This is a genomic window from Streptosporangium sp. NPDC053982 (assembly GCF_055585205.1).
This window is the reverse complement of record NZ_JBVJKQ010000015.1, coordinates 114,911-130,531: the sequence shown is the minus strand read 5'-3', so window position 1 is coordinate 130,531 and position 15,621 is coordinate 114,911. Positions and strand designations below refer to the sequence as shown.

16 protein-coding genes are annotated in these 15,621 nt (G+C 72.0%); 12 read left to right on the top strand and 4 right to left on the bottom strand.

Annotation, left to right across the window (positions count from 1 at the left end):
• Positions 1-16: 16 nt before the first annotated feature.
• The gene (locus ACZ6W9_RS27095; protein WP_470120286.1) at positions 17-1,069 is read right to left on the bottom strand and encodes a dipeptidase; all 1,053 of its coding nucleotides are present in this window, start codon (positions 1,067-1,069) and stop codon (positions 17-19) included.
• On the bottom strand, positions 1,066-2,376 hold the full coding sequence (locus tag ACZ6W9_RS27090; RefSeq protein WP_389956809.1) for an MFS transporter: 1,311 nt from the start codon (positions 2,374-2,376) through the stop codon (positions 1,066-1,068). The genes ACZ6W9_RS27095 and ACZ6W9_RS27090 overlap by 4 nt, the downstream gene beginning before the upstream one ends.
• A 139-nt stretch (positions 2,377-2,515) precedes the next feature.
• On the opposite strand from ACZ6W9_RS27090, the gene ACZ6W9_RS27085 reads away from it, so the two are divergent.
• Positions 2,516-3,514 carry an Lrp/AsnC family transcriptional regulator gene (locus ACZ6W9_RS27085; protein WP_470120284.1) on the top strand — a complete coding sequence of 333 codons (999 nt, stop codon included), beginning with the start codon at positions 2,516-2,518 and terminating at the stop codon, positions 3,512-3,514.
• Between the two features lie 127 nt (positions 3,515-3,641).
• Complete coding sequence (locus ACZ6W9_RS27080; RefSeq protein ID WP_470120282.1) at positions 3,642-4,790, top strand: hypothetical protein; 1,149 nt, start codon at positions 3,642-3,644, stop codon at positions 4,788-4,790.
• A 189-nt stretch (positions 4,791-4,979) separates the two neighbouring features.
• Here ACZ6W9_RS27080 and ACZ6W9_RS27075 read toward each other — a convergent pair whose 3' ends face one another.
• Together ACZ6W9_RS27075 and mca are read right to left on the bottom strand one after the other, a co-directional pair.
• Positions 4,980-5,159, bottom strand: a complete 180-nt coding sequence (locus ACZ6W9_RS27075; protein WP_470120280.1) for a hypothetical protein — start codon at positions 5,157-5,159, stop codon at positions 4,980-4,982.
• A gap of 34 nt (positions 5,160-5,193) precedes the next feature.
• Complete coding sequence (gene mca, locus ACZ6W9_RS27070; RefSeq protein WP_389956798.1) at positions 5,194-6,084, bottom strand: mycothiol conjugate amidase Mca; 891 nt, start codon at positions 6,082-6,084, stop codon at positions 5,194-5,196.
• A gap of 243 nt (positions 6,085-6,327) precedes the next feature.
• Between mca and ACZ6W9_RS27065 the strand changes: the two genes are divergently transcribed.
• The 10 genes from ACZ6W9_RS27065 (at position 6,328) to ACZ6W9_RS27020 (ending at position 15,569) form a co-directional block, all read left to right on the top strand.
• On the top strand, positions 6,328-6,756 hold the full coding sequence (locus tag ACZ6W9_RS27065) for a DUF4307 domain-containing protein (RefSeq protein ID WP_389956795.1): 429 nt from the start codon (positions 6,328-6,330) through the stop codon (positions 6,754-6,756).
• A 111-nt stretch (positions 6,757-6,867) separates the two neighbouring features.
• A complete protein-coding gene (gene greA, locus ACZ6W9_RS27060) occupies positions 6,868-7,383 on the top strand; it encodes a transcription elongation factor GreA (protein ID WP_389956792.1) in 516 nt (171 codons plus the stop codon).
• A gap of 240 nt (positions 7,384-7,623) precedes the next feature.
• The gene (locus ACZ6W9_RS27055; protein WP_389956789.1) at positions 7,624-8,916 is read left to right on the top strand and encodes a C40 family peptidase; all 1,293 of its coding nucleotides are present in this window, start codon (positions 7,624-7,626) and stop codon (positions 8,914-8,916) included.
• Between the two features lie 172 nt (positions 8,917-9,088).
• Entirely contained in the window at positions 9,089-9,616 is a 528-nt protein-coding gene (locus ACZ6W9_RS27050; protein ID WP_362931163.1) for a hypothetical protein, read from the top strand.
• Between the two features lie 290 nt (positions 9,617-9,906).
• On the top strand, positions 9,907-11,709 hold the full coding sequence (locus ACZ6W9_RS27045) for a phosphoenolpyruvate carboxykinase (GTP) (protein ID WP_389956785.1): 1,803 nt from the start codon (positions 9,907-9,909) through the stop codon (positions 11,707-11,709).
• A gap of 142 nt (positions 11,710-11,851) precedes the next feature.
• Positions 11,852-12,871: a TIGR04222 domain-containing membrane protein gene (locus ACZ6W9_RS27040; RefSeq protein WP_389956782.1), complete on the top strand. Its 1,020-nt coding sequence runs from the start codon at positions 11,852-11,854 to the stop codon at positions 12,869-12,871.
• Entirely contained in the window at positions 12,864-13,715 is an 852-nt protein-coding gene (locus ACZ6W9_RS27035; protein WP_389956779.1) for an MbnB/TglH/ChrH family RiPP precursor modification enzyme, read from the top strand. The genes ACZ6W9_RS27040 and ACZ6W9_RS27035 overlap by 8 nt, the downstream gene beginning before the upstream one ends.
• 76 nt (positions 13,716-13,791) lie before the next feature.
• A complete protein-coding gene (locus tag ACZ6W9_RS27030) occupies positions 13,792-14,184 on the top strand; it encodes an SCO6045 C-terminal-like domain-containing protein (RefSeq protein ID WP_389956776.1) in 393 nt (130 codons plus the stop codon).
• Between the two features lies 1 nt (position 14,185).
• Complete coding sequence (locus ACZ6W9_RS27025; protein ID WP_389956773.1) at positions 14,186-14,719, top strand: hypothetical protein; 534 nt, start codon at positions 14,186-14,188, stop codon at positions 14,717-14,719.
• A gap of 82 nt (positions 14,720-14,801) precedes the next feature.
• On the top strand, positions 14,802-15,569 hold the full coding sequence (locus ACZ6W9_RS27020) for an isoprenyl transferase (RefSeq protein WP_362931175.1): 768 nt from the start codon (positions 14,802-14,804) through the stop codon (positions 15,567-15,569).
• Positions 15,570-15,621: the final 52 nt, after the last annotated feature.

Here is a 15,621-nt window from a genome sequence, read left to right as displayed (position 1 = left end):
CCGGGCGTACGGCGGGTCAGCGCAGCACCGCGTCGAGCACGCGGCGGGCGTTGCCGCCGAGGATCTTGGCGATGTCGGCGTCGGTCCAGCCGCGCCGTACCAGCCAGCCGGCGGCGTTGCGCGGCGCCTCCGCGGGGTTCTCCATGCCGGAGACGTACCCGGGCAGCGCGAGCCCCTCGTGGCCGGGCACCGGCTGCGGCGCCCATCCGGCGGCCGCGTACAGGCCGGTGTGGTCGCCGAAGAAGGTGTCGGGGCCGAGACCGACGTGGTCGACTCCGACGAGCTCCGCGATGTACTCGACGTGCGCCATCACCGCGTCCAGGTCGTGCTCGGGGTTGCCCTCCACCCTGGTGGAGCCCGGCGCTGCCTCCACGCCGATCACCCCCGAGGTGCCGGCGACCGCGCGCAGCACGTCGTCGGGTTTCATCCGCGGGCTGGGCCACAGGGTCCGCGCGCCGGCGTGGCTGATCACCACCGGCGCCTCGCTGATCGCGGCGGCCTCGACGGCGGTGCGGTCGCCGGTGTGGGACAGGTCGACCAGCATGCCGAGCCGGTTCATCTCGGCCACCGCCCGCCGGCCGAGCGGGGTGAGGCCCCCGTCGACCGGCTGCCCGAGCCCGCCCCCGAGGGGGTTGCCCGCGTTGTAGGCGAGGCCGGCGGAGCGGATCCCGGCGTCGTACAGGTCCGCGATGCCGTCCAGGTCGGCGCCGATGCTGCCCAGGTCCTCCAGGGCCGGCAGGATCACGGGCCCGGAGGCGACGGCGGCGAGGGCGTCGCGCATCCGGCGGGCCCAGCGCAGCAGCCGGTCCTGGTCGGGTTCGGCCAGCGAGCTGGCCAGCACCACGTCCAGCCCGGAACGTTCCAGGCCGGCGTGTCCCAGGTGCTCGGTCCCGCTCTCGCCGTACTCCGCCCAGCTCTCCGGGGTGAGGGGGTCGGGCAGCCGGACCGGGTGGTCGTGCAGCGACACCACCGTCCCGGACATCAGGCGGTCCACCCGCTCGCGCTGCCGGTCGTCGAGGTCCAGCGGGTACGGCGGCAGCCGGTCCACGTCCGCGGCGAGGGGGATCACGCGCGCATCTCCACGTCGTGCGTGTCCACGCCCCTGGTCTCCCGCATGAAGTAGAAGAACACCCCCGTGACCAGCGCGCAGACGCTGACGTAGAGCGGGACGGCCCAGAGGTTGCCGCGGGCGCCGAAGAACTGCATCACGCTGGGCGCGGTGCCGCCGAAGATCGCGTTCGAGATGGCGTACGGCAGGGCGATGCCGATGGTGCGGACCTGCGGCGGGAACAGCTCGGCGAAGACCGTCGCGAGGTTGGAGTGGTTGAGCGACAGGAACGCCATGCCGACCAGCGACACGATCAGCACGCTGCCGAAGCTCGGGCCCAGCATGGACAGCAGGGGGAACGGCAGGATCACGAACGCCGCCGCGTAGACCAGCATCGTCGGCCGGCGTCCGAACCGGTCGGACAGCAGCGCCGCGAACGGCAGGATCACGACGAAGAAGGCGAGTGCGAGGGTGTTGGCCAGCTGCGCGTCCGCCTTGTCGGCGTTCTGGGTGAGCACCGCGTAGGTGGGCAGGTAGGTCAGCCACATGTAGGTGATCACTGAGCCGGCGATGGAGATGCCGAACACGAACCACGCGCCGCGCCGGTGACCCGCGGTCATGGCGCCCAGCGGGCGCTGCTCCCGCTTCCCGCTCTGCTCCAGCAGGCGGAACGCCTCCGGCTCGGCGAGGCGCCGCCGGATGTACATGCCGACCAGGCCGATCACCGCGCCGAGGGCGAACGGGACCCGCCAGCCCCAGGAGGACATGGCGGCGTCGTCGAGGACCCGGGTGAGCACGGTGGCGCTCAGCGACGCGCACAGGATGCCCAGCACCACCGAGACCTGCTGGAAGGATCCGGCGAAGGCGCGGCGTCCCGGCTTGGCCCACTCGACGAGGAACGAGGCCGACGTGCCGAACTCGCCGCCGGTGGAGAACCCCTGCAGCAGCCGGCCGACGATGAGGATCGCCGGGGCGAGCCAGCCGACCGCGTCGTAGGTGGGGGCCAGGGCGATGAGCAGGCTGCCCCCGGCCATCAGCAGGATGGTGAGGGTCATGCCGTGCCGGCGCCCGTGCCGGTCCGCGTAGACGCCGAGCACGGTCGCGCCGACCGGCCGCATGAAGAAGCTGATCGCGAACACCAGCAGCGTCGACAGGGTGGCGGTGGTGCCGCCGCCGGGGAAGAACTGGTCGGCGAAGTACACGGCGAAGAACCCGTACACCGACCAGTCGAACCACTCGACGAAGTTGCCGATGGTGCCGCCGACCAGCGCGTTCGCGGTGCCACCCGCGGTCCGGGCCCCGGGGGCGGCCGTGGTGGAGGAGGACATGTGCGACTCCACGGAAGAAATAGGGAGGGGGGTGATGATGCATCACATAGTGCGACTTGCATACGCTAAACAGCAATGTTGATGATAAATCTGCATGAATACGTCAATTTGTGCTTGCCGGGTGAAGGATGTCGCTCGCATGGATGAGGTCGACCTCCGCGTCATCGCCGCCCTGATCGCCGACCCGCGCGCGAGCTGGCCCGCGGTCGCCAGGGCGGTGAACGTCTCCGAGGCCACGGTGTCCCGGCGCGCGGCCAGGATCCTCTCCTCGGGACTGGTCCACGTCGCGGCGACCCTCGACGTGCTGGCCACCGGCCGCGGCGTGCCCGTGTTCGTACGGGTGCGGTGCGAGCCGCGCAGGACGGTGTCGGTCGCCAACGCGCTCACCGGCTGGCCGAGCGTGCGGTTCGTCTCCCTGGTCTCCGGGGCGGCCGACTGCCTGGTCGAACTGGTGGCCGCCGACCGCAGCGACCTGCTCGACCTCACCCTGCTGCGGCTGCCGGAACTGGACGGGGTCGTCGGCAGCAGCTCCGAGATCGTGCTGCGCCGCTTCACCACCGGGGTGGGCTGGGACCCGGGCCTGCTGGACCCCGCGGCGGTGACGGCCCTGCGCGCGGGCCGGCTCGACCGCTGGGACAGGGCGCACCCCACCGAACTCGTGCCGCCGCTGTCCGACGTGGACGAGCTGCTGGTCGCGGCCCTCGCCGAGGACGGCCGGATGCGCTGGCGGGACCTCGCGGCCCGCGTGGGGACCATGGAGAGCACCGCGCGCCGGCGGGTGGAGAACCTGTGCAGGTCCGGCGCGCTGAGGCTGCGCACGATCGTCGAGCCGGAGACGCTGGGACTGCCGGTGACGGCGTTCCTGTGGCTGCGGGTCGACCCGCACCGGGTCGACGCGGTGGCCGAGGAGCTGGCACGGCATCCGTCGGTGCTGCTCCTGTGCGCGACGGCCGGCGAGCACACCATCTGCGGGGAGGTGGCGGTGGCGGAGTACTCGGACCTGCACGGTTTCCTCACCGGCACCCTCGGCGCGATCCCCGGGATCCGCGACGTGGACGTGACGATGGGCCTGCAGACCCTGAAACGCGCCTCCATCGTCAGCCCGTGGTTCCCCCAGCCGCCCCCCTCGCCGCTCTGATCACCCCTGACGCTCTCCGCCGGGAGCGCGGGGGTACGGGGGCGCCGTACGGCTCGGCGGGGCGGCGCGCCGCCGGGAGCGGGGGATAGGTGTGTTCGGGAGGGTTCGGGGCGTAGGCTCGTTGAGCGTGGATCTCGACTTCGTCCGCGTGCACGCCGCAAGGCCGGTCGCGGAGCTGACCCGGCGTGATGTGGTGCGCGCGTTGCTCGCCGTGCCGTCCGGCGTGGCACTGGTGGCCCTTCCCGACCTGCGCCGGGCGATGGAGCGGGCCGGCAACCCGCTGACCGCGCCCTTCTGGGAGTCCGCCAGGACGGCGCTGGGGGCGATCGAGTCGGGCGCCGCGACCGTGGGCGACGTGCAGCGCTGGCTGGAGTCCACCGGCACCGAGCCGCTGCTGCTGACCCGGAGTATGTTCGTCTGGCCCGAGGAGGACGAGCGCGGGCCGGTCGCCGAGGAGATGTTCCACCGGCTGGTCGCCCACCTGGAGCGGCGGGTCGCCGCGGGCGAGGTCGATCCGGACGCCCTCGCGCTGGGCGACGAGTCGGCCAGGGCCTCCTACGAGGAGATCCAGGAGCGCTGGCTCGGCGCCCCGCTGCCCGACGGGCGGGTGCCCAGGGACGCGGTGAGCGACGAGCAGGACGAGGAGCTGTCGGCCGCCTGGCACGAGGAGGAGGCGTTCGCCCTCGGCGAGCTGCGGCGCATCATGGCCGACCTGCCCGAGGCCGAGCGGCCCGGAGAGGCGCTGCGGGCGGCGAGCACCCGGCTGCGCGAGCTGATGACGGTCCCCGGCTACCCGGGCAACGTGCTGCGCGCCTGCGCCGGCTACGAGGGCGGCCCGCTGCCGGCCGACGACGAGGAGCTGTGGCTCACGGTCGCGGCGGGGATAGCCGGGCCGATCTCCGACCTGCCGGAGGAGGGCGACACGGCCGACGCGTTCGCCGACCTGGAGGGCGAGCTGAACTCCGAGGACTCCGTGCTGGCGGCGCTGTGCGCGATCGACCACGCCGACTGGCTGGCGGTGGTGGCCGCGCTGGCCAGGCGCGGCCCAGGGGTGCTGGCCTCACCGGAGCGGATCGCCCGGCTCATCGCGGAGTCGGAGGACATCGACGTCCGGATGGACGAGCCGGAGGACCTGGAGTCGGCGGAGGCGCTGTTCGGGTCGGTCACGCCGCTGTGGGCCTGCCTCGGGATCGTCGACCGGAGCGAGGTGCTCACCCCGCTGGGCCACTGGGGCCTGCCCAGGGCCCTGGACCGGGCCTGGTCGGAGGCCGGCTGAGCGGCCGTACGGCCGGAGCCGCGGCGGGCCCGGTCACGGCGGGCCGAGCCCGTACGGCCGGGCCGCGCGGGCCGGGTGGCGGCGTACGGCGGCCCGGCCGCGAGCGGCGCGGAGACGCCGGTCCCACCGGCGCGGGAACGCCGGCCCCGCTCCCGGGGCACGGCCGGCGGGACCCCGCGGCGGATGCGGTCAGGCGTTTCCGCCGGGCTTGCGGGGGTCCCGCTCGGCGGGAAGGTCGATCTTGGAGATCTGCTTCCGCATCGACTTGACGAGCAGGAAAAGCGCGAAGCCGATGGCGGCGACGACGAGGAAGCCCAGCACACCCGGGCTGACGTCGCCTTGGGCGGCGGCGAACACGATGGAAGTCACCTCTCAAGTCTGCCACCGCCCCCCGGCGGTCCCGTCAGTGGCGGGCGGGGGAGGTCTCCTCGGCCAGGACACCGGTGAACAGGTCGTCCTCGGGAAGCTCGGTGTCCACCAGGGAACGCGCCAGGTGGTAGTCCTCGGTCGGCCAGACCTCGATCTGCACGTCGCGCGGGCAGACGAACCAGAACCCGTCGGGGTCGACCTGGGTGGCGTGCGCGATCAGCGCCTGGTCGCGGACCTCGAAGTAGTCCCCGCAGGGGACCCGGGTGGTGACCGGCCACCTGTCCTTCTGCGGGCGGTCCTCCCAGCGGGCGATCCAGTCGCTGTAGGGGGAGCCGAGGCCGCGGGAGACCATCGCCTCGTGCAGGGCCTCGAACCGCTCCCGGGTGAAACCCATGTGGTAGTAGAGCTTCAGGGGCTGCCAGGGCTCGCCGGCGTCCGGGTAGCGGTCGGGGTCGCCGGCCGCCTCGAACGCCTCCACCGAGACCTTGTTGGTCATGATGTGGTCGGGGTGGGGGTAGCCGCCGTCGTCGTCGTAGGTGAGGATCACGTGCGGCCGGAAGTCGCGCACGGCCGCGACCAGCGGCGCCGCGGCGGTCTCCAGCGGCTGGAGGGCGAAGCAGCCCTCGGGCAGCGGCTCGTTCTCGTCCTCGGGCAGGCCCGAGTCGACGAAGCCCAGGAACCGCTGCCGCACGCCCAGGATCTCGCGGGCGCGCTCCATCTCCAGGCGGCGGACCTCGCCGATGTTCTCGAGGATGTCGGGACGGTCCATCTTGGGGTTGAGGATGGAACCGCGCTCTCCGCCCGTGAGGGTGCAGACCAGCACCTCCACGCCCTCGGCGACGTAACGTGCCATCGTGGCGGCGCCCTTGCTCGACTCGTCGTCGGGGTGCGCGTGAACGGCCATAAGCCTCAGCGGTGCACTCACGGGGCTCGCTGTCTCCTCTTTGTCTGTCACGCTCATCTGTCTGTCACGCTCGGATCTCCGTCTGCCCCGCCGCGGCCCGGGGGACCGGCCGCCCGCGCGAGCCCTGGAGCGCCGTGCCGTTCCACAACCCGGCCTGAGGCACTCTAGAGAGAGGTTAGTTTCTCGTGGGCGGTCGCGGGGGCGACGCCCCCGCGGGGGACAATTGTCTCGGACAACGCCGCGGTAGTGCTTGGAGATTCCGTCATGGCCATCAGTGAGGCCGAGCAGGGCCGGGAGCCCCGGCCCGTGCTCGGCAGTCCCGGCGACTTCCCGGAGCGGGAGCGCCGCCGGGGCAACTTCGTCGTGCACATAGTGATCGCCATCCTGTGCGCGGTGTGCGCCGCCGGATGGGGTTACGTCATGTGGGCGTCGAAGGGCAGCACCGACGTCATCGACGAGGTCATCGCGTTCGACGCCAACCGCAGCGATTCCCTGCAGATCACCTTCGAGGTGGTCAAGCCGTCCGACCGCGCCGCCGTCTGCCGGCTGCGGGCCGTGGACGTCAACCACGTCGAAGTGGGCAGCCGTGAGATCGATATTCCTGCTGGTAAGGGATATATCCGCCTCACCGAGCGGCTGCAGACCAGTGCCCAGGCGACTTCCGGCTCGGTCCAATACTGTCATCTCGTATAGTGAGATATTTGGGGAAGCGTTCGAGCCGTTAACTTGTTAGCCTGTCGAGATTCGACCGTGCGCCACCCAGCGTACGAATGCCTGTCCGAGTACGAAGCCCCCTTCAAGAGGATGCAAGGAGAACCCGTGGCCGACTCCCACAACGAGAGCGTCACCTGGCTCACTCAGGAGGCGTACGACCGCCTGAAGGCGGAGCTGGAATACCTCTCGGGGCCCGGGCGCGTCGACATCGCCAAGAAGATCGAGGCGGCCCGCGAAGAGGGTGACCTGAAGGAGAACGGCGGCTACCACGCCGCCAAGGACGAGCAGGGCAAGATGGAGGCCCGGATCTTCCATCTCCGCCAGATCGTCGACAACGCCAAGGTGGGTGAGGCGCCCCGCACCGAGGGCGTCGTGGGCCCCGGCATGACCGTCACCGTCCGTTTCGAGGGCGATGACGAGGAGGTCACGTTCCTGCTGGCCTCCCGTGAGGAGAGCGGCGCCCCGATCGACGTCTACTCGCCGAAGTCGCCCCTCGGCTCGGCGATCAACGGCAAGAAGGTGGGCGAGAAGGCCACCTACACGATGCCGAACGGCCGCTCCAACTCGGTGGAGATCCTCGACGCCGTGCCGTACGTCGGCAGCTGACCCGCCGGCCCGTGACCTTCCGGGCCGAGATGCTCCCAGCCGGCGGATCCGCCGGGACACCGTCCCGGCGGATCTCCGTGTGCGGGGGCTTCGCGCCGCGTAGGTCCGCGCGCCGCCGGGGAGAGCGCCGTTCCGGTCGCGCGGCGATAAGTCGTTAGAGAACTTTTAGCGGCTTTCCGTGCGTCATCGCCTGATTTCCGGCACTCTTGGTCTGGCACCGGGTTGAGGGAAGGAGACGACGTGTTCGAGGGGCGGACGCGCGTCTCCCAGCTGATCCACGAGGCCCGGCAGGACCTCGCCTACGCGCCGCGCATCCGGCGCGCCGAGCCCGGCCTCCCGCGGCGCCGGCGCCTGTTCCCCGTCGTCCTGCTCCTCCTCGTCACCGCCCTGGCGGCCGGGACGCTGGTCGTCGTCACCCTGCCCGAGCGGGTCCCCGAGACCACGGTCGCCCTGCGCAGGCCGGTCACCACGGAGACCGTCCGGGCCGCCGCCACGCCGGCTCCCGCGGCCACGGGGAACGCGTCCCCCCGGGTGGCGCCGCTCACCTCGATCCACAAGCCCAGCATGTTCGTCGTCGCGAACCGGGCGCTGAGCTCGGCCGTGGTCGCGAAGGTCGCCCAGATCCCCGGGGTGCGGGCGGTGGAGCGCGCCGACGCCGCCGAGGTGGGCATGGACGGCAAGCGCGTGCAGACCCTGGGGGTCGATCCCTCGACGTTCCGCGCCTACACTCCCAAGCCGACCGCCCGCTCCGACCGCCTCTGGCACAACGTCGCCACCGGCGAGATGGCCGTCTCCTTCGTCCTGGGCAACGACGGCGGCATGCCGCTGGGCAAGGTCGTGAACGCGGCCGGGCGCAACCTGCGGGTGGGCGCCTACGCGACGATGGGCATGGGCGCCATCGACGCGGTCGTCTCCCGGGACACCGCGCGGGCGCTGGGCGTCCCGGAGAACAACGCGCTGGTGGTGAGCGCGCCCAGGGCCGGCACCGCCAGGCTGCGCGCCGCCCTGCTGCGGGCCCTGCCCAAGGGCAGCCAGGTCGCCGCGATCGACCCGGTGCTGCGGGCGCCCGTGCAGCAGCCCGGGAAGGAGTCCGGGAAGCAGCCCGGGCGCACGGTCTGGCCGGCGGGCTCCTTCATGACCGCGGGCCAGATCAGGGTGGCCCTCACCGCGGCCGCCGGCAAGCTCGGCCGGCCGTACGTGTGGGGGGCCGAGGGACCCGACACCTTCGACTGCTCGGGCCTGGTGCAGTGGGCCTTCGCCCAGGCGGGCGTGAGGATGCCCCGGGTGACGCACCAGCAGTTCGTCACCGGCCCGCAGGTCCCGCTCTCCCAGGCCCAGCCCGGCGACCTGCTGTTCTGGCGGTCCGACCCCACCAACCCCGGGTACGTCTCGCACGTGGCGATCTACTGGGGCGACGGCAAGATGCTCCAGGCTCCGCGGACCGGTGACGTGGTCAAGTTCAGCCCGATCAGCACCCGCAACCTCGCCGGGGTCGTCCGGGTCAGCCCGGTCGCCGCGGCCCGCGTCCGCTGACCCGCGGGGTCCTTCCCCCCACCCCCCCGCGTACGGCCCCGGCCGGCCACGCGACGCGCTCGCCTTCCCGGACGTCCCGCCCGGACGGCCGCATGGCCTGCCCGCGCCCGTTTCCCGCGTACGGCGGATCCGCCCCTGTTCCCAACGTCTTTAGCGTTGTAATGTCGATTACATGGATATCGAGGAAGCAACACAGAAGCTGCGCGGCTGGTTCTCCGGGCGGCTGCCCGAGGACTGGTTCGAGGGGCAGCCCGAGATCGTCCTGGACCGCGAGGAGATCACGGTGATCGGCCGGCTCCCCGCACCCTCCTTCGCCGACGACGTCTCGGAGGTGGAGCGCGCCGCAGCACTGGAGGGCGGCATGCAGCGGTTCCGCGAGGAGACCCGGGAGCGGCGCATCGAGATCGCCCTGGAGGCGGAGCGCCGCTTCCGCCGCAAGGTCTCCTGGGGGATCGAGGTGGGCGACGAGACGGTGATGTTCACCACACTGTCGGTCCCCGTCATGACGCGGCTGAGGCAGCCGGAACGCCGGGTGCTGGACACCCTCGTGGCCGCCGGAGTGGCCCGCAGCCGCAGTGACGCGCTGGCCTGGTGCGTCCGTCTGGTCGGCAGGAACACCGACTCCTGGCTGGCGGATCTGCGGGACGCGCTGCGGCACGTGGACCAGGTCCGGGCCGCCGGACCCGACCTGGATTCGTGAGCCTGGTCAGGGAAAACGGCCGCGAATTGGTCTGAACCTGTTCATTGATTGGTTTAGACCTTTCTCAGTGGCCTATACCACTGCGGTAAGCGTCTTTTTTAGGCTCGCTTCTTTTGGGTAGGTCGTCTCAATCGACATGCCCCCTGCCAGCTCATACGTCCGGGAGCCGGGCGGGTGAGGGGCCAGGGCGACCGCCGGCCGCGTCAATTCACTGGTCTACGCCAATTGGATCGGACGCGGTTTCCTGGTCAATGATGTTTTGGCCCTGAGAAGCGTAAGGAGCCGTAGCAGTGTCCGTTATCGAGGACGTAACCGCCCCCAGCCCGACCAGCCACGCCGGACTGGCCGCCTGGGTCGCCGAGATCGCCCAGCTGACGCAGCCCGACCGGATCGAGTGGTGCGACGGCTCGGAAGCCGAGTGGACGCGCCTCACGAACCTCCTGGTCGAACAGGGCACGTTCAAGCGCCTGGCCAAGCGGCAGAACAGCTTCTACGCCGCCTCCGACCCCAGCGACGTCGCCCGCGTGGAGGACCGGACCTACATCTGCTCCGAGCGCGAGGAGGACGCCGGGCCGACCAACAACTGGATCGCCCCGGACGAGATGCGCAGGACCTTCGGGGAGCTCTTCTCCGGCTGCATGCGCGGCCGCACCATGTACGTCGTGCCGTTCTGCATGGGTCCGCTCGGCGGCGAGATCTCGCAGCTCGGCGTCGAGATCACCGACTCGCCGTACGTCGCCGTGTCGATGCGGGTCATGACCCGCATGGGCGAGGCCGCGCTGCGGCTCATCGAGGAGCGCGGCGACTTCGTCAAGGCCGTCCACTCGGTCGGCGCCCCGCTCGGACCCGGCCAGGCGGACGTGCCGTGGCCGTGCAACTCCACCAAGTACATCAGCCACTTCCCCGAGACCCGTGAGATCTGGTCCTACGGCTCGGGCTACGGCGGCAACGCGCTGCTCGGCAAGAAGTGCTACGCGCTGCGCATCGCCAGCACGATGGCCCGCGACGAGGGCTGGCTGGCCGAGCACATGCTCATCCTCAAGCTGACCCCGCCGGAGGGCGAGACCCGCTACGTCGCGGCCGCGTTCCCGAGCGCGTGCGGCAAGACCAACCTGGCCATGCTCCAGCCGACCATCCCCGGCTGGAAGGTCGAGACGATCGGCGACGACATCGCCTGGATGCGGTTCGGCGACGACGGCCGCCTGTACGCCATCAACCCCGAAGCGGGCTTCTTCGGCGTGGCGCCCGGCACCGGCGAGTCCACCAACGCCAACGCGATCAGGACGCTCTGGGGCAACAGCGTCTTCACGAACGTCGCCCTCACCGACGACGGCGACGTGTGGTGGGAGGGGCTCACCGACGAGCCCCCGGCGCACCTGACCGACTGGAAGGGCCGCGACTGGACCCCGGACAGCGAGGAGCCGGCCGCGCACCCGAACGCCCGGTTCACCGTGCCCGCCGGCCAGTGCCCGACCATCGCCCCCGAGTGGCAGGACCCCAAGGGCGTGCCGATCTCGGCGATCCTGTTCGGCGGGCGCCGCGCCACCGCGGTGCCGCTGGTCACCGAGTCGCTGAGCTGGCAGCACGGCGTCTTCACCGGGGCCAACATCGCCTCCGAGAAGACCGCCGCGGCCGAGGGCAAGGTCGGCGAGCTGCGCCGCGACCCGTTCGCGATGCTGCCGTTCTGCGGTTACAACATGGGCGACTACTTCGGCCACTGGATCAACGTCGGCCGTCGGGAGGGCGTCCGGCTGCCGAAGATCTACTACGTCAACTGGTTCCGCAAGAACGACGAGGGCGATTTCATCTGGCCCGGCTTCGGGGAGAACATCCGCGTCCTGAAGTGGATCGTCGACCGGATCAACGGCAGGGCCGAGGCGGTGGAGACCCCGATCGGCCTGCTGCCCGCCGAGCTCGACACCGACGGCCTCGGCCTCTCCGCCGAGGACCTGCGGACCCTGCTGAGCGTCGACACCGAGGTCTGGAAGGAGGAGGCCGCGCTGATCCCGGCCTTCTTCGAGACCTTCGGCGACCACCTCCCCAAGGAGCTCTGGGACGAGTACAACGCCCTGGTCGAGCGCCTGGGCGGGTAGCGCCGGCCGCCGCACCCCGGAGCGATCCGGGATGCGGCGGGAAACGGCCGAAAAACGGTCTCCGCGGCGAACTTCCGTGATGCCCCGATCGTCTACATGACGGCGGGGCATCCGCATCTCCTCCACCCCCAGGAGGCCGGACATGGCAGCAACACTGCTCGTCGTCGCACTGATCCTCCTCGCCGCCGTGGGCTTCACCGCGTCGGCCCTGTCCAGGGAGCATCGCCGGGTCCGCTCGGCCTCATCCGTCACCCTCACCGGCTCACCCGGTCACTACGAGCTGGCCTACCTGGCCGGTGGGCCGTTGCGGGCGGTCAACACCGCCCTGGCCGTGCTCGCCAGGGGCGGCGGCGTCCGCGTGTCCCGGGGCGGCCAGGTCAGCCTGGTCGCCGGGGCCCCGCCGTCCCCCGACCCGATCGAGCGGGCCGTCCTCGAGGCGCTCCGCGTCCGGGGCGGGTCCTGCCAGGCCGGGCAGCTGCGTCACGCCGTGGCCGAGGACCAGGCCATGAACGACCTGCGCGACGGCCTGACGCGGGCGGGTCTTCTCATTCCCGACGGCGCGGTCGCCCCGGCCAGGAGGCTGCTCAACGTCCTGCTGGTCCTCACCGTCATCGCCGTCGCCTTCGAGGTCCTCGCCTTCGGCCCCCTCGTCTTCGAGTTCCTCACCGTCATGTTCATCAGGGGCGGGGGAGGGCTCGCCGTGGTGACGCTGCTGGCCGGCGCCCTCGCCGCGGTCGTCGGCCTGACGACCTACCAGCGCCGGAGGCGTGAGCTGCGCGGCATGCTGACCGACGCCGGACGTGAGGTCCTCGCCGACGCCGGCAGAACCCACGTGCGGGGCGTCCCCCGTGCCGCGGGCCTGCCCCTGTACGCCGCGGTCGGCGTCCCGGTCGCCCTGTACGGCCTCGCTGAGGCCGGTGACCCCGTCCTCGCCGAGGAACTGGCGCACCGGCACGCGCACGGCACCACGAGCTGCGCCTCCGGCTCCTGCGGGGGCTCCTCCGGATCGTCGGGCGACGGCGGCTCCTTCGGCGGGGGCGGCGACTTCGGCTCGGGCGGCTGGGGCGACTCCGGCGGCTCCGACGGCGGCGGGTCGAGTTGCGGCGGTGGATCGAGCTGCGGTGGCGGTGGCTGCGGTGGAGGGGGGTGCGGCGGTGGCTGAGCGGCACGCCGGGACGGTGCGGGGAGGCGACATGACGGGGACCGGGCGGCTGGGGGTCGGCATCGGGTGGCGGCCGGAGATCGACCTGACCGTGGAGCGCCTGCCGGACGTGGACTTCGTGGAGGTCGTCGCGGAGAACATCCGCCCCGGCGACCTTCCCGAGTCGCTGCGGGTGCTGCGCGGCCGGGGCCTGCCGGTGATCCCGCACGGCGTCGGGCTGGGACTGGGCGGCGCCGAACCGCCGGACCCGGACCGCCTGGCGCACCTGGCGGACTGCGCGAGGGCCCTGGACGCCCCGCTGGTCAGCGAGCACCTGGCCTTCGTCCGCGCGGGCGGCATGGAGGCGGGCCACCTGCTGCCGGTCCCGCGCACCCGCGCCGCGCTGGCGGTGGTCGCCGACAACGTACGGCGGGCCCAGGCGGCCCTGCCCGTCCCGCTGGCCCTGGAGAACGTGGCCGCCCTGTTCGGCTGGCCGGACGACGAGATGACCGAGGCCGATTTCCTGGGCGAACTGGTGGAGAGGACCGGGGTCGGGCTGCTGGTCGACGTGGCCAACCTCTACACCAACCAGGTCAACCTGGGCCTGCCGGCCGTCGGCGCGCTGGACGCCCTGCCGCTGTCCGAGCTGGCCTACGTGCACGTCGCCGGGGGGCACCTCCACAACGGCGTCTGGCACGACACCCACACCGCCCGCGTGCCCGGCGAGGTGCTGGACATCCTGGCGGCGCTGCGCGCCCGGGTGGAACCGCCGGGCGTGCTGCTGGAATGGGACGGCGACTATCCCGGCGACGACGTGCTGGAGGCGGAGCTCGGCCGGATCCGCGAGGCGGTGACCCGTGCCTGACCCGGTGGGCCGCCCCGCCCTCTCACCCGTGCCCGATCCCGCCCTCCGGCCCGCTCCCGGTTCCACGTCCCGTCCTGTGCCCGATCTCCGGGTCGAGCTGGCGCGGGCGCAGGCGGAGCTGCTGGCCGCCCTGGTGGCCGGGGGTGAGCCGCCCCGGGGGTTCGACGAGGGGCGGCTGCGGATCCAGGCCGCGAGCCTGGTCTCCAAGAGACGCGGGGTCGTGGCGCGGCTCCGGCCGGACCTCGTGGCGCTGCTCGGCGCCGGGTTCGCCGCCGAGTTCGACGCCTACGCCCGGGTCCGTCCCAAGCCGCCCGGCGGCTCCAGGGCCGACGCCCGGGACTTCGCCGAGCGGCTCAGGGCGGCCGGGCACCCGCTGCCCGAGCCGGAGCCGCACGCGGGGCGTCGCCGGTGGACCCGGTTCGCGCGGATGCCGCGGTTTGGCGGGACGGGGCGGGGATACCTACTCTGACGTGGGGGGACTGCGCTGTCTTGACGGGTCGTACCTGACCGTGACGCCGGTGGCGTGCCGGGACAGCGTCGGCTCGCCGTACGAGGTCACGCTCGAACTCCACCGCGACGGTGTGCTGTACGGCACCGTGGGGGAGCGCTGCGGGTGGCTGCTCGCCCGGCTGGCCCGGGAGGTCACCGAGGCCCGTGACGGTCACCGGGACCAGTGGCCCGATCCCGACGACCGCTTCCCCGGCCTTCCGGGGGAGGACGAACTGTTCGCGTTTCGTTACCGCACCAGGAACGGGATCGTCAGCGGCGGAGAACTCCGATGTCAGCTGCGCACCATCCCGGTCTGGACCCCGGGACGGCGGGGCGGGCCGGGGGAGTGGCGGCTGACGCGGAGGGCGTTCGTCGAGGCGTGGTGCGGTGGCGGGATCGGCCTGCGCGCGGTCCTCACCTCCGCTGAGCTGGGGATCTTCATCGACGCGCTGGTCGCCGAGGCCGAGGAGTGCCTGGGCCGAGCAAGCCCGGCAACCCATCCGGGATCCCCATAGAGGGGGCAACGGGTCCCCGGGACGGCGATAATTGCCTGTCAGCGCCCTCTTCCCACCCCGGGCGTTGGAAGGAGGGGATTCCATGGATGTGCGCGATCTCGTCTACCGGCTGTACGAGCGGCGGCTGGAGGCGAAGCTGTCGCGGCAGCCGGAATCGGTCCCCCGGCACGTCGGCGTCATCGTCGACGGCAACCGGCGCTGGGCGCGGGCGATGGGCCTCGACGACGTCAGCCGCGGTCACCGCAAGGGCGCCGACAAGATCTCCGAGCTTCTGGGCTGGTGCCGGGAGGCCGGCGTCGAGGTCGTCACCGTGTGGCTGCTCTCCAGCGACAACCTCAACCGCTCCAAGGACGAGCTCGACCTCCTGGTGAGGATCATCGAGGACGTGGTCCAGGAGCTCGCGGCGGTCGGCTGGCGCGTCAACCCCATGGGGGCGCTCGACCTCCTGCCGGACCGTACGGCCCGCGTCCTGAAAGAGGCGAAAGAAGCGACATCCCATCGCCCCGGGCTGATTGTGAACGTTGCTGTTGGGTATGGAGGAAGGCGTGAGATCGCTGATGCGGTGCGCTCCCTCCTCCAGGAGCACGCCAGCAAGGGCGCGAGCATCGAGGACCTGGTCGAGGTCCTCGACGTCGAGCACATCGCGGAGCATCTCTACACGCGCGGCCAGCCCGACCCGGACCTCGTCATCCGGACCTCGGGAGAGCAGCGTCTCTCCGGATTCCTGCTCTGGCAGAGTGCCCACTCCGAGTTCTACTTCTGCGAGGCCTACTGGCCCGATTTCCGCAGAATCGACTTCCTGCGGGCGCTCCGCTCCTACGCCGCGCGGCACCGGCGGTACGGTTCCTGACGATCCCTGTGACCAATGCCCCCTTTTGGATAGGCATGGGACATTGGAAGAT

Excerpts from the sequence above, each read along its gene's own strand:
- ACZ6W9_RS27040 (WP_389956782.1), top strand. The coding sequence starts at position 11,852 with ATGGCAGCAACACTGCTCGTCGTCGCACTGATCCTCCTCGCCGCCGTG.
- ACZ6W9_RS27090 (WP_389956809.1), bottom strand. The coding sequence starts at position 2,376 with ATGTCCTCCTCCACCACGGCCGCCCCCGGGGCCCGGACCGCGGGTGGC.
- greA (WP_389956792.1), top strand. The coding sequence starts at position 6,868 with ATGCAAGGAGAACCCGTGGCCGACTCCCACAACGAGAGCGTCACCTGG.
- ACZ6W9_RS27050 (WP_362931163.1), top strand. The coding sequence starts at position 9,089 with ATGGATATCGAGGAAGCAACACAGAAGCTGCGCGGCTGGTTCTCCGGG.
- ACZ6W9_RS27085 (WP_470120284.1), top strand. The coding sequence starts at position 2,516 with ATGGATGAGGTCGACCTCCGCGTCATCGCCGCCCTGATCGCCGACCCG.
- ACZ6W9_RS27020 (WP_362931175.1), top strand. The coding sequence starts at position 14,802 with ATGGATGTGCGCGATCTCGTCTACCGGCTGTACGAGCGGCGGCTGGAG.
- ACZ6W9_RS27065 (WP_389956795.1), top strand. The coding sequence starts at position 6,328 with ATGGCCATCAGTGAGGCCGAGCAGGGCCGGGAGCCCCGGCCCGTGCTC.